The organism is Superficieibacter sp. (assembly GCF_032071645.1).
Classification (GTDB): Bacteria; Pseudomonadota; Gammaproteobacteria; order Enterobacterales; family Enterobacteriaceae; genus Superficieibacter.
Genome location: NZ_DAMAPU010000013.1, coordinates 31,153 through 48,016 on the forward strand (window position 1 = coordinate 31,153; position 16,864 = coordinate 48,016).

At 55.5% G+C, this 16,864-nt stretch carries 16 protein-coding genes and 1 pseudogene; 6 read left to right on the forward strand and 11 right to left on the reverse strand.

What is annotated here, in order from left to right; genetic code table 11:
* Positions 1–29 precede the first annotated feature (29 nt).
* The 4 genes from yihX to fabY are packed head-to-tail and all read left to right on the forward strand — an operon-like array spanning position 30 to position 2,903.
* Positions 30–629, forward strand: a complete 600-nt coding sequence (gene yihX, locus RT197_RS17900) for a glucose-1-phosphatase (RefSeq protein ID WP_312952497.1) — start codon at positions 30–32, stop codon at positions 627–629.
* The gene (locus RT197_RS17905) at positions 623–1,483 is read left to right on the forward strand and encodes a virulence factor BrkB family protein (RefSeq protein WP_312952498.1); all 861 of its coding nucleotides are present in this window, start codon (positions 623–625) and stop codon (positions 1,481–1,483) included. Before yihX ends, RT197_RS17905 begins: the two co-directional genes overlap by 7 nt.
* Positions 1,480–1,917: a D-aminoacyl-tRNA deacylase gene (gene dtd / locus RT197_RS17910; RefSeq protein ID WP_312952499.1), complete on the forward strand. Its 438-nt coding sequence runs from the start codon at positions 1,480–1,482 to the stop codon at positions 1,915–1,917. The genes RT197_RS17905 and dtd overlap by 4 nt, the downstream gene beginning before the upstream one ends.
* A 44-nt stretch (positions 1,918–1,961) precedes the next feature.
* Positions 1,962–2,903, forward strand: coding sequence for a fatty acid biosynthesis protein FabY (gene fabY / locus RT197_RS17915; protein ID WP_312952551.1), 942 nt, complete (start codon positions 1,962–1,964; stop codon positions 2,901–2,903).
* A gap of 12 nt (positions 2,904–2,915) precedes the next feature.
* Here fabY and RT197_RS17920 read toward each other — a convergent pair whose 3' ends face one another.
* Together RT197_RS17920 and RT197_RS17925 are read right to left on the reverse strand one after the other, a co-directional pair.
* On the reverse strand, positions 2,916–3,368 hold the full coding sequence (locus RT197_RS17920) for a helix-turn-helix domain-containing protein (protein WP_312952500.1): 453 nt from the start codon (positions 3,366–3,368) through the stop codon (positions 2,916–2,918).
* A gap of 82 nt (positions 3,369–3,450) precedes the next feature.
* Positions 3,451–4,374, reverse strand: a complete 924-nt coding sequence (locus tag RT197_RS17925; protein WP_312952501.1) for an alpha/beta hydrolase — start codon at positions 4,372–4,374, stop codon at positions 3,451–3,453.
* A 241-nt stretch (positions 4,375–4,615) separates the two neighbouring features.
* Between RT197_RS17925 and RT197_RS17930 the strand changes: the two are divergent.
* Positions 4,616–4,802: pseudogene (locus RT197_RS17930) on the forward strand (helix-turn-helix domain-containing protein).
* 175 nt (positions 4,803–4,977) lie between these two features.
* Here the strand turns inward: RT197_RS17930 and fdhE are convergent.
* The 4 genes from fdhE to fdnG are packed head-to-tail and all read right to left on the reverse strand — an operon-like array spanning position 4,978 to position 10,501.
* Positions 4,978–5,907 carry a formate dehydrogenase accessory protein FdhE gene (fdhE, locus tag RT197_RS17935; protein WP_312952502.1) on the reverse strand — a complete coding sequence of 310 codons (930 nt, stop codon included), beginning with the start codon at positions 5,905–5,907 and terminating at the stop codon, positions 4,978–4,980.
* Complete coding sequence (fdoI, locus tag RT197_RS17940) at positions 5,904–6,539, reverse strand: formate dehydrogenase cytochrome b556 subunit (RefSeq protein WP_312952503.1); 636 nt, start codon at positions 6,537–6,539, stop codon at positions 5,904–5,906. The genes fdhE and fdoI overlap by 4 nt, the downstream gene beginning before the upstream one ends.
* A complete protein-coding gene (gene fdxH / locus RT197_RS17945; RefSeq protein WP_312952504.1) occupies positions 6,536–7,438 on the reverse strand; it encodes a formate dehydrogenase subunit beta in 903 nt (300 codons plus the stop codon). The genes fdoI and fdxH overlap by 4 nt, the downstream gene beginning before the upstream one ends.
* Positions 7,439–7,450: 12 nt before the next feature.
* Entirely contained in the window at positions 7,451–10,501 is a 3,051-nt protein-coding gene (gene fdnG, locus RT197_RS17950; protein ID WP_312952506.1) for a formate dehydrogenase-N subunit alpha, read from the reverse strand.
* A 419-nt stretch (positions 10,502–10,920) separates the two neighbouring features.
* Between fdnG and fdhD the strand changes: the two genes are divergently transcribed.
* Entirely contained in the window at positions 10,921–11,685 is a 765-nt protein-coding gene (gene fdhD / locus RT197_RS17955; protein ID WP_409529704.1) for a formate dehydrogenase accessory sulfurtransferase FdhD, read from the forward strand.
* A 66-nt stretch (positions 11,686–11,751) separates the two neighbouring features.
* On the opposite strand, the gene RT197_RS17960 is transcribed toward fdhD, so the two are convergent.
* From RT197_RS17960 to RT197_RS17980, 5 genes are all read right to left on the reverse strand, one after another.
* Positions 11,752–11,898 (reverse strand): hypothetical protein, encoded by a 147-nt coding sequence (locus tag RT197_RS17960; protein ID WP_312952507.1) that lies wholly within the window; start codon positions 11,896–11,898, stop codon positions 11,752–11,754.
* 53 nt (positions 11,899–11,951) lie between these two features.
* Positions 11,952–12,236 carry a hypothetical protein gene (locus tag RT197_RS17965; protein ID WP_312952508.1) on the reverse strand — a complete coding sequence of 95 codons (285 nt, stop codon included), beginning with the start codon at positions 12,234–12,236 and terminating at the stop codon, positions 11,952–11,954.
* A gap of 383 nt (positions 12,237–12,619) precedes the next feature.
* Positions 12,620–14,365, reverse strand: coding sequence for a putative frv operon regulatory protein (locus RT197_RS17970; RefSeq protein WP_312952509.1), 1,746 nt, complete (start codon positions 14,363–14,365; stop codon positions 12,620–12,622).
* An 8-nt stretch (positions 14,366–14,373) separates the two neighbouring features.
* Complete coding sequence (locus RT197_RS17975; RefSeq protein WP_312952510.1) at positions 14,374–15,435, reverse strand: aminopeptidase; 1,062 nt, start codon at positions 15,433–15,435, stop codon at positions 14,374–14,376.
* A complete protein-coding gene (locus RT197_RS17980; protein WP_312952511.1) occupies positions 15,425–16,864 on the reverse strand; it encodes a PTS fructose-like transporter subunit IIBC in 1,440 nt (479 codons plus the stop codon). Before RT197_RS17980 ends, RT197_RS17975 begins: the two co-directional genes overlap by 11 nt.

Consider the following 16,864-nt stretch of genomic DNA (forward strand, 5'->3'; position numbering starts at 1 on the left):
AGTTTTCCACGGCGAGAAAGGAGGCCAAAATGCTCTATATCTTTGATTTAGGTAATGTGATTGTCGATATCGACTTCAACCGTGTGTTGGGAGCCTGGAGCGACTTTAGCCGCGTACCGCTGGCGACGCTGAAGCAGAGCTTTACCATGGGCGAGGCGTTCCATCAGCACGAGCGCGGAGAGATTAGCGATGAAGCCTTTGCGCAGGCGCTGTGCGCGCAGATGAATCTGCCGCTAAGCTTTGAGCAGTTTTCTCACGGCTGGCAGGCCGTTTTTGTCGCTCTGCGTCCGGACGTGATCGACATCATGCATAAGCTGCGGGAGCAGGGGCATCGCGTGGTGGTGCTATCGAATACCAACCGACTGCACACCGTTTTCTGGCCGGATGAGTACCCGGAAATCCGCGAAGCGGCTGACCATATCTATCTCTCGCAGGAAATGGGAATGCGTAAGCCGGAAGCGCGGATCTACCAGCAGGTCTTGCAGGCGGAAGGATTTTCCGCTGCCGATACGGTCTTTTTCGACGATAACGTCGATAATATAGAAGGGGCCAACCAGTCAGGGATCACCTCCATCCTGGTAACGGGTAAAGAGACTATCCCGGACTATTTCTCGAAGTCGTTATGTTAAAAACCGTTCATCAAAATATTAAGCAACGTACTCGCCCGCTGGTGGCGTGGCTGAAACTTCTCTGGCACCGCATTGATGAAGATAATATGACCACGCTGGCGGGCAATCTCGCCTACGTGTCGCTACTTTCACTGGTGCCGCTGGTAGCGGTGATTTTTGCTCTTTTTGCCGCGTTTCCGATGTTTTCCGACGTCAGCGTGCAGCTCCGGCACTTCGTCTTTGCCAACTTTATTCCGGCCACCGGCGACGTCATTCAGCGCTATATTGAGCAGTTCGTGGCAAACTCCAGCAAGATGACGGCGGTAGGGGCATGTGGATTAATCGTCACCTCGCTGCTGCTGATGTACGCCATCGATAGCGCCTTAAATGCTATCTGGCGCAGTAAACGCGTGCGCCCGAAAGTCTACTCGTTTGCTGTCTACTGGATGATCCTGACGCTCGGGCCGCTGCTGGCGGGCGCCAGTCTGGCGATCAGTTCATATCTGCTGTCGCTACGCTGGGCCAGCGAACTGAACAGCGTGATTGACGATGTCCTGCGGATTTTCCCGCTGATCCTCTCCTGGCTGTCGTTCTGGCTGCTGTATAGCATCGTGCCGACCACCCGGGTGCCTAACCGTGATGCGGTGATCGGTGCTTTTGTCGCCGCCCTGCTGTTCGAGGCGGGCAAAAAAGGTTTCGCTCTCTACATCACCATGTTTCCCTCTTATCAGCTCATTTATGGCGTGCTGGCTGTCATCCCCATCTTGTTCGTCTGGGTCTACTGGACATGGTGTATCGTCTTGCTTGGGGCGGAAATAACTGTCACTCTCGGTGAGTACCGCAAACTCAAAGAAGAACAAGAAGACCAGCCATGATTGCATTAATTCAGCGCGTAACCCGTGCCAGCGTCACCGTGGAGGGAGAGGTGACGGGAGAAATTGACGCGGGACTTTTGGTCCTGTTAGGTGTCGAAAAGGATGACGATGAACTGAAAGCGAATCGCCTGTGCGAGCGCGTGCTTGGCTATCGTATTTTTAGCGATGCCGACGGCAAAATGAACCTCAACGTGCAGCAGGCGGGGGGAAGCGTGCTGGTGGTGTCGCAGTTCACGCTGGCGGCGGATACCGAACGCGGTATGCGTCCGAGCTTCTCCAAAGGCGCAGCGCCCGAGCGCGCAGAAGCGTTATATGAATACTTTGTTGAGCGTTGTCGTCAGCAGAACATGAACACGCAGACCGGACGATTCGCTGCCGATATGCAGGTGTCGCTGGTGAACGATGGGCCAGTCACCTTCTGGTTACAGGTATGAGCCAGCTTCCGGCGTGGTCGCGGGTAACAAAAGAGAGTGCCGCTATGTATCACCTTCGTGTACCGCAAACAGCAGAAGAGTTAGACGCTTACTATCAGTTTCGCTGGGAGATGCTGCGTAAGCCGCTGCATCAGCCAAAAGGCTCCGAACGCGATGCCTGGGACGCGCTGGCGCATCACCAGATGGTGGTGGATGAAGACGGTAAGCTGGTCGCCGTCGGACGACTTTACATCAACGCCGATAACGAAGCGTCCATCCGCTTTATGGCGGTCGATCCCGGCGTCCAGGAGAAAGGCCTGGGAACGCTGATGGCAATGACCCTTGAGTCCGTTGCCCGTCAGGAGGGCGTCAAGCGCGTCACCTGTAGCGCGCGCGAAGATGCCGTGGAATTCTTCGCCAAGCTGGGTTTTGTGAACCAGGGCGAAATCACCACCCCGCAAACCACTCCGCTGCGCCATTTTCTGATGATCAAACCGATTGCTTCGCTGGACGATATTCTGCATCGCGGCGACTGGTGCGGGCAGCTCCAGCAGGCGTGGTATCAGCATATCCCGCTTAGCGAAAAGATGGGCGTGCGCATTCAGCAGTACACCGGCCAAAAATTCATCACCACCATGCCGGAGACCGGCAACCAGAACCCGCACCACACCTTGTTTGCGGGCAGCCTGTTTTCACTGGCGACGCTGACCGGCTGGGGATTGATCTGGCTGATGCTGCGCGAGCGTCATCTCGGCGGCACCATCATTCTGGCCGATGCGCATATTCGCTACAGCCATCCGATCAGCGGTCGCCCGACCGCCATTGCCGACTTAGGCTCGCTTAGCGGCGATCTCGACCGTCTGGCGCGCGGACGTAAAGCGCGCGTTCAGCTTCAGGTCGAGTTGTTTGGCAATGAAACGTCCGGCGCGGTGTTCGAAGGGATCTACATCGTACTGCCCGCGAAGCCGTTTGGCCCGCTGGAAGAAGGCGGTAATGAAGAGGAGTAATGGATCTCCCTTCTAGCCAATAAACGCCTCCGCCGGGAGCTTAAAGCGTGCCGCGAGCGCTTTTATATGCCGAACCGTGAGCGCCCGACGGCCATTGAGAATATTGCTCACATTTGATTTTGAACCCAGCTCGTTGAGCAGATCGGCCGCTTTCAGTCCGTGCTGATCCATCAGCGTTCGCAGCAGCGCCACGCCATAAGGCGTGGCTTCCAGCTTATTATTGAGCGCTGCGAACTGGGGAGAACGCTGTTCATACTCACTGATTTTGCGTGACAGGATGTCAAAGAGAGGGCTTTCCAGCTCATCACGGTCAACCAAAAATTCAATCAGCGCCAGCGCCTTCCGATACCCGGCTTCGTTGTACTCAACGCCGAGCAACGGGATCGGCTTCACCGCAAGGGCAAAAGCCTCCACCATCTTTTCCGCGCTCGCCGCATCAATATGCTGATAGTTGTCCGCTCTCATTCTTTGTGTCCCCGGTAATATTTTGTCAGCCTGTCATATTCAGCATGAGTGACGATGTGTTTTCAAGTTGAAAACTAAAGCCTTAATCCAGAACGGCGTTCTCGCCTATCCGCCACGCCACGTCGCGCATCACATTTCTCGCCGCCTGGCTGACACCCCCTAACTGGAAAAAGCCATGAATAACGCCGAGGTAACGCTGGCAGGTGCAGTCCACGCCCTGGTCAGTGAGCCGCTGATACAGCGCTTCACCTTCATCGCGGAGCGGGTCGAATTCAGCGGTGATAATGTGCGTGGATGGCAGCCCCGCTAAATCCTCCCGCCATAACGGGCTGGCTTCCGGGTGCCGGGTGTCGGTATCCGCCAGGTACATTTCATAGCCGGAAAGCAGCATATCGCGGGTGATGATGTAATCCTCACCGTTAAGCGTGTAGGTTTCAAAGCTGGCGGTGGCGTCGAGCATCGGGTAGAGCAAAATAAGCTGCGCAGGCTGCCACTGATGTGCCGCCTTCAGACGCAGCGCCGTAACCAGCGCCAGATGCCCACCCGCGCTGTCTCCGGCAAGCGTAATGCGATGGCGGTCAATGCCCAACTGCTCTGCGTATTTCCAGAGAATATTTGCGCCTTGCTCCGCATCATCGTGCGCCGCCGGGAACGTGTGCTCGGGCGCGAGACGATACTGCACTGCAATGACCCGGCACCCGCTGTAATACGCCAGTTGACGTAGCTGGTTATCATGAGTCGCAAATTCGCCGCTAATAAAACAGCCGCCGTGATAGTAGATAACCGCAGGCAATGGCCCGAACGCATTAAGCGGCGAGACCATGCGAAAACGCATCCCGTCGCGTTCAATATCCTCCACCTGAACGCGGGTTTCCGTCTCGCCTGCCAGCACCGCGCTGGCGACATACCCCGCTCTCCGGTCATCAATATGCGTTGCCCGCGCAGAGGGGCGACCTGCTGCAATGAAATCCTCAACCTGTTGAGCGATACCTTTTTCCAGTGCCATTTTATTCTCCTTAACTGTATGGATATCCAGCCTTATAGCCTGATTATTAACGGATGACAACAGCGGATTCTGGCAGGGTTGGGATTCTGGAAAGCGGCTCGCAAAAGTGAAATGTGGGGGGGCACAGGCTGTAGCTTTAACGTCGTTTCATCATTACTGTGATCGGACAACGCTATACGTCATTGACGAGTGCTATAAGCCAATGGCGTACCAGTTATGATATTTAAATGTGAGGTGGTGAATGGATAAGGCGCTGTTTGAACGAGTGACGCAAAGTATGTCCCAGATGAATGAGAGTGTTGACGGTAAGCGTGGATACATTACGCAACGGGGAGCAGGGGCGTCGTTCTCCCACCGGGCCTGCGAAGACGTTGCTGCGGGCGATTGCCAATGATCCAAAACACGTGATAACCGCGCTGGGTTATTAAGTTAATGGTTATACTCGTCATACTTCAAGTTGCAGGGGTGGCTTGACCCGGCCTTCGGCCTCGCCGGTCAAAGAACTCCAAAAATAATATTGGCCAGGGCAGGTTCCGCGTTTCCATCGCCATCGCTCATCCTTAAAGTCAAAAAACATGCAGGCTGAAGCAGCCTGCAATAGTCTTACTCGCCTTCGCCGGGGAACAAAAACGGGTTGATGGAACTGCGGGCAAATCCTTCCTGCTCCATGCGGGCATCAAGGATCAGCGAGGCCAGATCGTCGGCAACCGCTTCCACTTTCGGGTCTTTTTCCTGATACAGAATCTTCAGGTAGGTGCCGCAGTCGCCGCAGCTCTCCGCTTTTACCGCCGATTGCTCGTTGTCCAGCGACCAGTAATGCAAATCGCGGGTCTGTTCGCAGTTGCTGCATTTAATGCGCACCACGTGCCACTCGGTTTCACACAGGTTGCAGTGCAGGTAACGCAGGCCCTGGGTGGTGCCGATTTGCACCATGCTGGAAACCGGCATGGAGCCGCAGACCGGGCAGAACTGGCGCTGTTCGCCGTATTCCGCACGCGCTTTGCCTGGGATGAGGCTGGCCATCTGCGCCCAGTACAGCGACAGCGCGGCCCAGATGAACGGGGCTTTATCGCTGCTGACGGAGGCGAAGTCGGCAACAAACAGCGCGCTCGCCATCAGTTCCAGCTCCTGCACCGAGGCCTTTTCCAGATTTTCAATCACTGCCAGCGCCGGGCCGCTCATTTCCGGCTTCAGTTCGGCGATCAGCGAATGCAGCAGCTTATGCCAGTGCTTATCGCGCGGCAGAACGTGAATATCCAGCGGTGGCTTGCCCTGCGCGGCGGCTTCTTTGATGCGCGCGGTAAGATCGATTTCCAGCGGATGATCGTACAGCACCACTTCCTGGGCATGGGCGATCAGCGCGGCAAAACGCAGATAATCGCCCAGCGGATTATTCTCTGCCAGCTCGCGCAGGCGTTCAGCGCGGCGGTTGTAGAGGTTTTTGAGTCTGGGGAACAATAACGGCGGAATCATATCCGCCGTGCGTTTCTCGCTCGAACCCAGCTCATCTTGCGGGATTATGCGAATACTCATTCAGATGACTTTTCCTGTTTCTGGCGGACCTCACGGTACCAGCGCGGGTGATGTTTCCTCGCCCACGTTTTGGTAACCCATCCTTCCACCATCGCGGTAATGGTGCCTTTCACCCAGAGGGCGGCGTAGATATGCACCATGATAACCACAATTAACCCTACTGCGGCAAATGAATGCAGCATTAACGCGAATCTGATCGTCGGGATGGAGAAAACAGGCGCAAAATAGGGACGCCAGATGATCACGCCGCTCACCAGCAACAGGACCAGCAGGATAATCGCCGCCCAGAATACGCACTTCTGGCCGAAGTTGTAGCGTCCGGTATCGCCCACTTCCTCGTTGACGATGATCTTACGAATATTCTTCGCCCAAAAGATATCGTCCCGATTGATGAGGTTGTGATGCCAGTAGCGAAAAAACATGATGATGAAGGAAGCAAACATCACCACCCCAACGAACGGATGCAGAATGCGCGCCAGCTGCGGCGTACCCAGAACGTGCATCAGCCAGTTGAAGGACGGGAAGAAAAACCCCAGCCCGCTTATCGCCGCCAGCATGAAGCAGAAGGCGGTGACCCAGTGGTTGATGCGTTCCGGCGCGGTGTAGCGCACGATGGTGTCACGTCTTTTCATTTGCGCACCTCGTCTTTCTCTTCATGCAGATTGTCTTCTTCCTCTTCCGCACGGTTCGGACCGACCCCGACGTAGTGGAAGATGCTGGCGGCGAACGTCGCTGCGAAGCCGACAGCCGCAAGGGGTTTCCAGATGCCTTTCCAGAACTTCACGGTCTGGCTGATTTCCGGGTTCTCCGGCAGGCCGTGATACAGATTCGGCTTGTCGGCGTGATGCAGCACGTACATCACGTGCGTCCCGCCAACGCCCGCCGGATCGTACAGGCCCGCGTTATCATAACCACGGGTTTTCAGTTCGTTGACGCGCTCGCCCGCCAGCACTTTCATATCCTCTTTAGATCCAAAGTGGATAGCGCCGGTTGGGCAGGTTTTCACACAGGCTGGCTCCTGGCCAACAGTCACGCGATCCACGCACAGGGTGCATTTATAGACGCGGTTGTCTTCCGGGTTCAGGCGCGGCACGTCAAACGGGCAGCCCGCAATGCAGTAGCCGCAGCCGATGCACTGCTCTGACTGGAAATCGACAATGCCGTTGGCATACTGAATGATAGCGCCCTCTGACGGACACGCTTTCAGGCAGCCCGGATCGGCGCAGTGCATACAGCCATCCTTGCGGATCAGCCATTCCAGTTTGTCGTTCTGTTCCACTTCCGAGAAGCGCATCACCGTCCAGGATTTGGCGGTCAAATCCGCCGGGTTATCGTACACCCCGACGTTATGCCCGACGCTGTCCCGCAGGTCGTTCCACTCCGAGCACGCCACCTGACAGGCCTTACAGCCGATACAGGTGGTCACGTCGATAAGCTTCGCCACTTCCTGCTGGTGATCCCGCGCCTGGGGCGCGGGAGTGAAACCGTTAGTCGCGGAACGACGGATAATGTCTTGCGATTGATAAGCCATAACTCGTCTCCGTTACACCTTTTCCACGTTCACCAGGAACGCCTTGAACTCCGGCGTCTGCGTATTCGCATCCCCGACCACCGGCGTCAGCGTATTGGCGATAAAGCCTTTCTTCGTCACGCCTTCATAACCCCAGTGAATCGGAATACCGATGGTATCCACATCCTGATTATTCACTCTCAGCGTGCGAATACGTTTCGTCACCACCGCTTTGGCTTTGATATAGCCACGGTTTGAAGACACTTTGACCGTATCGCCCTGCACGATGCCGAGTTTGTTCGCCAGCTTCTCGCCGATTTCCACAAACTGCTCCGGCTGTGCGATAGCGTTCAGCAACGCGTGTTTGGTCCAGTAGTGGAAATGCTCGGTCAGACGGTAAGTGGTCCCGACATACGGGAACTTATCCGCTTTACCCATGGCATCCATATCGACTTTAAACACGCGGGCCGCCGGGTTGGAGATCACATTCGGATGCAGCGGGTTGGTGCCCAGCGGCGTCTCAAACGGCTCGTAGTGTTCCGGGAACGGCCCTTCCGCCATTTTATCGGTAGCGAACAGGCGACCCACGCCTTCCTGCAACATGATAAACGGCCCGACATCGCTGCCCGGAGGCGCGGTGTTGTAGTCCGGGATATCCGCACCGGCCCATTTGCCGTTGCCGTAAGACAGAAGCTGACGCTTCGGATCCCAGGGTTTACCCTGCGGGTCGGCAGAGGCGCGGTTATAGAGGATGCGGCGGTTGAGCGGCCATGCCCAGGCCCAGCCGAGCGTATTCCCCAGCCCTGACGGATCGGCGTTATCGCGACGCGCCATCTGGTTGCCGTCCGGCGTCCAGCTTCCGGCAAAAATCCAGCAGCCGCTGGATGTCGTGCCGTCGTCGCGCAGGTGTGCAAACGAAGCAAGCTGATTGCCTTTCTTCGCCAGTACCTGACCCGACACTGGATCGATAATATCTTCCAGCGCCTTGCCGTTGCTTTCCATCGCCACTTCTTCGGCGGAAGGATTTTCCGGCGTCAGGTAGTTCCAGCTCATGTTGAGCACCTGTTCCGGGTTCGCGCCCCCTTCGGCGGCATACATTTTGCGCAGGCGCAGGAAAATACCGGCAAGGATCTCGCCGTCGTTCAGCGCTTCGCCCGGCGCATCCTGACCTTTCCAGTGCCATTGCAGCCAGCGGCCGGAGTTAACAATTGAGCCGTTTTCTTCAGCGAAGCAGGTGGACGGCAGACGGAAGACTTCGGTCTGGATCTTCGACGGGTCAACATCGTTCGACTCACCGTGATTCTGCCAGAAGGTGGACGTTTCGGTGTTGAGCGGGTCAATCGTCACCAGGAACTTCAGCTTCGACAGCGATGCCACCACTTTATTCTTGTTCGGGAACGACGCGACCGGGTTAAAGCCCTGACACAAATAGCCGTTCACCTCGCCTTTGGAGATCATGTCAAAATACTGGAGAACGTCGTAGCCCTTATCCCACTTCGGCAGCCAGTCAAAGCCCCAGCTATTTTCCGCCGTCGCTTTATCACCGTAGAACGCCTTCATCATGGAGACGAAGAATTTCGGGTAATTGCTCCAGTAGTTCACCTGGTTTTCCAGCAGCGGTTTAGTGGTGTTACCGGCGAAATAGGTTTCGAGATCGTTCTGCTTATCGTTCGGCAGCGTCATGTAGCCCGGCAGGCTTTGCGACAGCAGGCCGAGATCGGTCAGACCCTGAATATTGGAGTGACCGCGCAGGGCGTTAACGCCGCCGCCTGCCATCCCCATATTGCCGAGCAGCAACTGGATCATCGCCATCGTGCGGATGTTCTGCGCCCCGACGGAGTGCTGCGTCCAGCCGAGCGCATACAGGAACGACGCGGTTTTATCGTGCGCACTGGTCTCTGCGATGTACTCGCAGACTTTCAGGAAATCCGCTTTCGGCGTACCGCAGATGTTTTCCACCACGTCCGGCGTATAGCGGGAAATGTGCTTTTTCAGCAGATTCCACACGCAGCGCGGATGCTGGAGGGTGACATCGCGTTTGGCAAAGCCGCGCTCGTCCAGCTCATAGTTCCAGCTGGCCTTATCGTATTTGCGTTTTTCCGGGTCATAGCCGGTAAACAAGCCGTCATCAAAGCCAAAGTCTTCACGCACAATCAGATTGGCGTTGGTATAGGCTTCGGTGTATTCACGGTTGAATTTTTCGTTGTTTATCAGGTACAGCATGACGCCTGACAGGAAAGCAATGTCAGTACCAGAACGAATCGGCGCATAAAAATCGGCAACCGAGGCCGTGCGCGTAAAGCGCGGATCGATCACAATCAGCTTCGCGCCGTTGTGAATTTTCGCTTCCATCGCCCAGCGGAACCCTACCGGATGCGCTTCTGCCGCATTACCACCCATCACCACAAGGAGGTTGGCATTTTTCATGTCGACCCAGTGGTTGGTCATCGCACCGCGACCAAATGTTGGAGCAAGACTTGCTACCGTTGGTCCGTGTCAGACACGCGCCTGGTTATCGACGGCTAACATGCCGAGTGCGCGGGTAAATTTTTGCGTTAAATAGCCGGTTTCGTTGCTTGATGCGGAGGCGCACAGCATGCCGGTAGAGAGCCAGCGGTTAACGGTAACGCCATCCGCATTCTGCGCGATATAGTTGGCATCGCGGTCTTCTTTCATTAGCTTAGCAATGCGATCAAACGCGTCTTCCCAGCTAATCCGCTGCCATTTATCTGACCCTGGCGCACGATATTCCGGGAATTTCAGGCGGCTGTCAGAGTGGATAAAATCAATCAGGCCCGCGCCTTTCGGGCACAGCGCGCCACGGTTTACCGGATGGTCCGGGTCGCCTTCAATGTGGAAGATGGATGCTTTGGCGTTTTTGGCTCCGTCACCGAGGCTATACATTAATAGCCCACAGCCAACGGAGCAGTATGTACAGGTATTACGGGTTTCGCGGGTGCGCAGCAATTTATATTGCCGTGTTTCCGCCAGCGCTACGCCGGGGGCAAAACCCAGCGCTGCTGCCGTGGTGCCTGCCATCCCGCCAGCGCAGATCTTAAAGAACTGCCTTCTGCTGACCTGCATGGTTTGCTCCTTGTTTCGACATTACTCATCAATAATTATGATCTTGCTGGCTGACCGGTTTTGGATGCTACCGCTTTTAGGGTTTGATATGTGCCGTGCCGCCAGGGAATAACCGTTCTGAGAATACCATAATTTTTTGTGGTGTTTCTGATATGTATACAATCAGGGTTGATATTGTTGCCTTGAGCACATTTTTTGCGAAAAACGGGGATTTTCGGCGTGGATTGGGTGATATAAATCAATTTATATAACGGTGTCATATTTTCGCTGAATAATATCGTTGATGCAGAACAAATTCATCCCCGGCAGCGCGTTTGCGCCTGCTGGCTATCCGTGCTGAAATAGCGGCGTACTTGCTCTCATTTCCGGGAAAAACCATGTCTCAGACCCTTCCACCCGTCGGCGCGGCGTCACGTCTCATCTGGCCTCGCGCGCAACGAGAAATTGCTGCACCGGATCACCTGGCAGAAGAAGTCCCCGTCGCGCTGGTCTATAACGGTATTTCGCATGTGGTAATGATGGCCTCGCCCAAGGATCTGCACTATTTTGCCGTCGGTTTCTCCCTCTCCGAAGGGATTATTGAAAATCGACAGGAGATCTACGGTATGGAGGTGGTTCAGGTCTGTAATGGATTAGAAGTGCAAATCGAGCTTTCCAGCCGCCGTTTTATGGGATTAAAAGAGCGCCGCCGTGCGCTGGCGGGCCGCACCGGTTGCGGCGTCTGCGGTGTGGAACAGCTTAATGATATCGGCAAGCCGCTGGCCCCGTTACCTTTTACCCAAACGTTTGATTTAAACCATCTCGATCGCGCGCTTAGCCAGCTGACGCAGTTTCAGCCCGTCGGTCAGCTCACCGGCTGCACACACGCCGCTGCCTGGGTACAACCTTCCGGCGAACTGGTCGGCGGACATGAAGATGTGGGCCGCCACGTCGCGCTGGATAAACTGCTGGGACATCGTGCGGAAGAAGGCGAAAGCTGGCAGTCGGGGGCGGTGCTGGTTTCCAGTCGTGCGAGCTATGAAATGGTGCAGAAGTCGGCAATGTGCGGCGTGGAAATCCTGTTTGCCGTTTCCGCAGCGACCACCCTGGCGGTCGACGTGGCGGAGCGCTGTAACCTGACGCTGGTGGGATTTAGCAAGCCGGGCCGGGCGACGATCTATACGCATCCGCAGCGGCTGTATTAATCGGGCCTGAGCAGTTCAGGCGCGTGCGCTGCCGCCGTAAGGAACTCACGCCGTATTGCCCACAACCTATTTCCCCGGCTGCACGCCGTTGTGGAAACGGGTCCGAATGATAAAAAGTGGGGCTGATCCATTGATTTCAGGTACGCCATTTTCATAGCCAGCTACCGGTGAATCCAGCGGAATGAAAGCATCACGACCAGCTAATTCCCACATAATAAAAATCCTTTTTTCGTGGATGGGAAATACGTTGAATTAATGAGATGTCGTCAGATATTTTCGATTGATACGATTACCGGTTCACCCTGCAGAGGGCGGTTAATAATAACTTTGTTCAGCGTAATAGTTTCGCTGCCAGGGGTAATAGACTTGCCTTGAGCGATGTATAAGTGATTGATGCCGTTGACAAGTTGCTGACCAGCATGGATCAGTGCCGTATAATTCACTCCGGTGAGATTCTCCATGGCCTGATTGAAAATAGCCATGTCTTCTTCACTCACTGCATTAATTTCCGTATTTACCGACGGGTTGATTTTCCATGCGCCAATTTCCATTTTTAATTCCTTTGTTGAGTTAATTCTTATTAAGAGAAAACAAAGTAGCATCGTGATTACTATGGAAATGTGATCCAGGTCTTATAATCTCCATAATATTTCTGGTGGGATGTCGGGTGATTATTTTTTGGTAATGAGTTAATAATCCATTGCCACGACGAGTCAGTGCATAATCGTATGGTCATTAAAATGGCGCAGACTACGTAATAATAACCAGAATTATACAGATGGAAAAAAATGAAAATAAAGATGTCTCCTTATTTTGTAAAAACGTGTCGCGTGCGCAATGACGTTCCCTGTTCTGAAAGCGAAAACGCTGCTGCCACATATCAACGCGGGCGGGCACGAAGTATCGTGCCTCCGGTGATCCAACCCAGGCGACATTATTCGCGCAGCAGCGCCAGAAACGCGTCGTGCCCCGTCAGGGCAATAATTTCCTCGCCCGAATAACGGTACAGCACGCTGGCTAAATAGCTGAATATTTTCAGTTCATGGCGGGCGCTGGAACTGGCGCAGGCAATCAGCACATGATTGACCGGCTCGCCGTTCACCTGCACCGCCGTGGAAAGCGTAATAAAAAAGCCGCGAAAACGCGTTTGCTGCTCGCTCCAGCAGTGCGGAATCGCAACGTGATTGACGATCAGGTTTTCGCCATCCAGTTCCCGCAGGCAAATTCGCCGGGCTTCATCGGCGGTTAAATGCCGATCCGCCACCAGACGCTCGCAGATATGCATCATCATCAGCTGCCAGCTTTCATCCGGCGCGTTGTGATAATGAAAACTTCCCGCCGCGAGGAAAAAGCGCTCCGGCTGCTGGCGAATAAACGCCGAGGCCAGAAAATCCTTTATCTGCCCAATTCCGGCGGCGCTGATGATATTTTTAATCACCAGCACCTGAACCTGAGATTCATCGGGGAAGAGGTGGCTGTTATTAATAATCAGCATGGGCTCAACTTCAGCGCTGATATTGCGCAGCTCCGCCAGCGTATGCGCGATAATGACCCGGCAATTAATAATCTCACGCTCAATCGCCTGTTTATTGATGGTGGCAATCGCGTTTTGTTCGGAAAGCAGGATCACCGGGTGGCGCTCATCCTGGTGGCGTTCCAGCGCGCAGGCAAAATAGATCCCTACCAGATCGCTGTCGAACAGCGGAATATCGCATTGTTCATGCAGACAATTAATAAAGCGCAGACTCATATCGAACGCGGCGGGCCACGCGGCTTTCAGGTTATTCATACTGCCCTGACGATTCTCCGGCAGCCAGACCGGAGCGGCGGTACAGCGCAGAATATGCCCGGTCAGATCGCTGACCAGCGTGTCGTCGATAATATTCAGCCGGGCAATATCCGGCAGGGAGCGTAATAACGTTTTGATATTTTCTGCACTGACGGCGGCGGCCTGTTGTTGATGCAGCGTGAGCAGCCCGTGTACCGCATTCAATGCCTCAGTGCCTAAATATAATCCGGCGCGTTCAATACCCTGGCGCAGCGCGGCATGTCCGGTTTCCGGCCAGTCGCGGGACAGGCGATTACGCAGCGCGTAGACGGCGAGGATCACGCTGGCAATATAGTCACCGGGAATGAAGGAAAATAGCCGTTCCCCGCCGTCAATTTCAGCCAGCGCTTCTGGCACCTGCGGGCTGACGCCGGGGAGGGGAAGAATAAACGGATCTTTTCTGAGCAGGTTAGCCAGCAGAATAATGCGTTTCTCTTCCGGCTCGTCAATAAAATGCCCTGCACCGGGGCGGCTTTGCAGGCTAAAGGCGCGTTCGTAACGCTGTTTCAGGCGCGGCAGTCTTTCAGCGACCCACGTTTCCGGCAGATTCAGCGCGTCGGCCAGCTGGCTGCGCGTGGTGAAGGCGTTAAGCAGCAGCAGCGCCAGCAACCGGTCATCATTATCATGGCGCTGTAAAAGCTGAAAATAACGGCGGCGGTCAAAAATCTCTAAAAGATAGCCTGAGCCGCCCGCCGCGTGGATGTTGGCGGTGCCGCTCAGGGTAAAATTGAGGTAATCGATATCGCGCAGAACGGTGCGCCCGGAAACGCCAGTTTGCCGCGCCAGCTCGTTTAAGGCACTGGGCTGCTGTTCAAGAATATCAAGCAGGGCAAGCTGGCGTTCGTTGAGCATACCGATCCTTAGCGAAAATCTTTCATGGCGTTTACGCTCTCGTGATCCAGTGACATCAGCAATTCACGCACCATCGTCAGCGCGGCCTCATAGTCCTTCCCGGAGATCATGCCGCTGTTGGCGTGGAGATAGCGCGTGGGCAGGCACAGCGCCACCACCGGACGGCCTCCGCCCATCACGTTATAGCGCCCACCGTCGGTGGCACCGGTCTTCATGGTGGAGAACTGAAGCGGCGCGGCGCTGCGGGACGCGCTCTCTTTCAGCGCGGCCAGCAGCTTCTGGTTGGGGAAATAGCGTTTATCGAACAGCATCACGCCCGGCCCGTCGCCCAGCTTCAGCGGATATTTAATGCTGTCGATCCCCGGCACATCGCCCGCCACGGCGGTATCAAGCACGATCACCACATCCGGCTTAATATGCTCGGCGGACGTTTGCGCTCCGCGCAGGCCGACTTCTTCTTCGACGCTGCCCACGCCATAAAGGGTGATTTCCGGGTTGTTCACCGTCTGGAACAGTTCCGCCATCAGCGCGCAGCCGACGCGGTTATCCAGCGCTTTGGCGACGATTTTATCCTCGCCCCAGCGGGCAAAATTGGCTTCCGGGCTGATAAAGTCGCCGATGGCAACGCCGCGCGTAGCCACTTCTTCACGGCTGCTCGCGCCAATATCAATAAACATTTCGTCAAAGGTCAGCGGCTGCTGTTTTTGCTTTTCCGTCAGCGCGTGCGGCGCGACGGAGCCGATAACGCCCGCGACTTTTTGCCCGTCGCGAGTGCGCACCGTGACGCGATGATTCAGCATCGACTGGCTCCACCAGCCGCCGACGGTAGTGAAGCGGATAAAGCCTTTCTCGCAAATATGCGTCACCATAAAGCCGACTTCATCCATATGCCCGACGATGGCGACTTTTGGCCCCTGCGTGCCTTTGCGGGCGACAAAGCTGCCCAGGCCGTCAAAGGTAATTTCATCGGCATCGTTTTCCAGGGTGGAAATCAGCACCTGGCGGACGTCGTGCTCATCGCCGCTGACGCCGCTGGCATCGCATAACTTACGCAGTAAATCAGTGTTCATGGGCAACCTCCTGTTGCGCGGCTTTACGTTTCAGCCACAAACCTTTCAGCAAAATAATCAATGAGATATTCAGCGCCAGGCCAATCGCCAGCACCAGATAAAACGAACCTACCGGAGACATCAGGCCAATCAGCGGGTCAAAGATACCTAATCCCGGCGCAAAACGTTTGATTCCAAAAGCGATAACCAGCATTCCGGCAATACCGCCGGAGAGGGTATTTGCGGTCAGCATCGGCAGCGGAGCTGCCAGCGCGTAAGGGATGGCGGGTTCGGTGGCGACCGTTGCACCCACCACAATTGCGCTGCTGGCCGCGCCTCTTTCCTGCTCGGTAAACAGTTTTGGCGCAAGATAGGTCGCGATCCCTGCTGCGACGGGCGGCATCAGCGCCACCACGCCGACGATGGCGTACCAGTCGTAAATATGTTTTTCCAGCAGCGAGAAGCAGAAGAACCACGCGGTTTTGTTGATCGGTCCGCCCATATCAAACGCCAGCATTGCGCCAACCAGAAACGCCGCGCCCAGCTTCATGGACGGTGGAATGGTGTTCAGGAAGTGCAGCAGGCCACCCATCAGATCGGACATTATCGGACCGACGACATAATACGTGAGCACGCCGAACAGCAGCAGGGTGACAAACGGAATGAGCATTGAGCCGAGCAGCGGCTGTAGCGCTTTGCCGAGACGCAGCTTGCGGAAATAGAGCACGAAATAGCCCACCGCCAGCCCTAAAACCACTGCGCCAAGAAAGCCCGCGCCGGACTGGGTGCCGAGCAAGCCTTTGTCATTCGCCAGATAGCACACCAGAAACGCCGGGGCGAAAGCGGGCTTATCGGCGATGGAGGAGGCGATATACGCGCCCATAATCGGGATCATAAAGGTGAAGCCGAGATAGCCGATGGATTCCACTACCCAGGTAAACGACGGCGCGCCTTTCGACATATCGGTGTAGGGCAGGCCAAACTGCACCAGCATATTGGCGAGCGCCACCAGAATACCGCCGCCGATGACAAACGGCAGCGCGGCGGAAACACCCGCCATCAGGTGGCTCATCACGCTGCCCTGCTGCACGTCCTGTTTACCGAGCTTCACGGCGCTATCGGCGGCGAAAAGCTGCGAATGCGTCGGCAACTGAGCGAAGATCTGGTCGATATTTTTCAGCGCCTGGGAAATTGCGATTTCATACACTTTTTTCCCGGCGAAGCGGGCGCGGTCTTCGGCGCTCAGGCCGCGACCGGTCGCCAGAATGACATAATCCGCAGCGGCAATTTCTTCATTCGTCAGGCGATTTTCCACACCGCTGGAACCCTGCGTTTCAACTTTAATGGTATGAGCAAGCGAGCGCGCTTTTTGCTCCAGCGCTTCCGCCACCATGTAGGTGTGGGCGATGCCCGCCGGACAGTTGGTGATGGCGACTAAACGTAAATTCAT

Coding starts and splice junctions, on each gene's coding strand:
- yihX (WP_312952497.1), top strand. CDS start 30: ATGCTCTATATCTTTGATTTAGGTAATGTGATTGTCGATATCGACTTC.
- RT197_RS17905 (WP_312952498.1), top strand. CDS start 623: ATGTTAAAAACCGTTCATCAAAATATTAAGCAACGTACTCGCCCGCTG.
- dtd (WP_312952499.1), top strand. CDS start 1,480: ATGATTGCATTAATTCAGCGCGTAACCCGTGCCAGCGTCACCGTGGAG.
- fabY (WP_312952551.1), top strand. CDS start 1,962: ATGTATCACCTTCGTGTACCGCAAACAGCAGAAGAGTTAGACGCTTAC.
- RT197_RS17920 (WP_312952500.1), bottom strand. CDS start 3,368: ATGAGAGCGGACAACTATCAGCATATTGATGCGGCGAGCGCGGAAAAG.
- RT197_RS17925 (WP_312952501.1), bottom strand. CDS start 4,374: ATGGCACTGGAAAAAGGTATCGCTCAACAGGTTGAGGATTTCATTGCA.
- fdhE (WP_312952502.1), bottom strand. CDS start 5,907: ATGAGTATTCGCATAATCCCGCAAGATGAGCTGGGTTCGAGCGAGAAA.
- fdoI (WP_312952503.1), bottom strand. CDS start 6,539: ATGAAAAGACGTGACACCATCGTGCGCTACACCGCGCCGGAACGCATC.
- fdxH (WP_312952504.1), bottom strand. CDS start 7,438: ATGGCTTATCAATCGCAAGACATTATCCGTCGTTCCGCGACTAACGGT.
- RT197_RS17960 (WP_312952507.1), bottom strand. CDS start 11,898: ATGTGGGAATTAGCTGGTCGTGATGCTTTCATTCCGCTGGATTCACCG.
- RT197_RS17965 (WP_312952508.1), bottom strand. CDS start 12,236: ATGGAAATTGGCGCATGGAAAATCAACCCGTCGGTAAATACGGAAATT.
- RT197_RS17970 (WP_312952509.1), bottom strand. CDS start 14,365: ATGCTCAACGAACGCCAGCTTGCCCTGCTTGATATTCTTGAACAGCAG.
- RT197_RS17975 (WP_312952510.1), bottom strand. CDS start 15,435: ATGAACACTGATTTACTGCGTAAGTTATGCGATGCCAGCGGCGTCAGC.
- RT197_RS17980 (WP_312952511.1), bottom strand. CDS start 16,864: ATGAATTTACGTTTAGTCGCCATCACCAACTGTCCGGCGGGCATCGCC.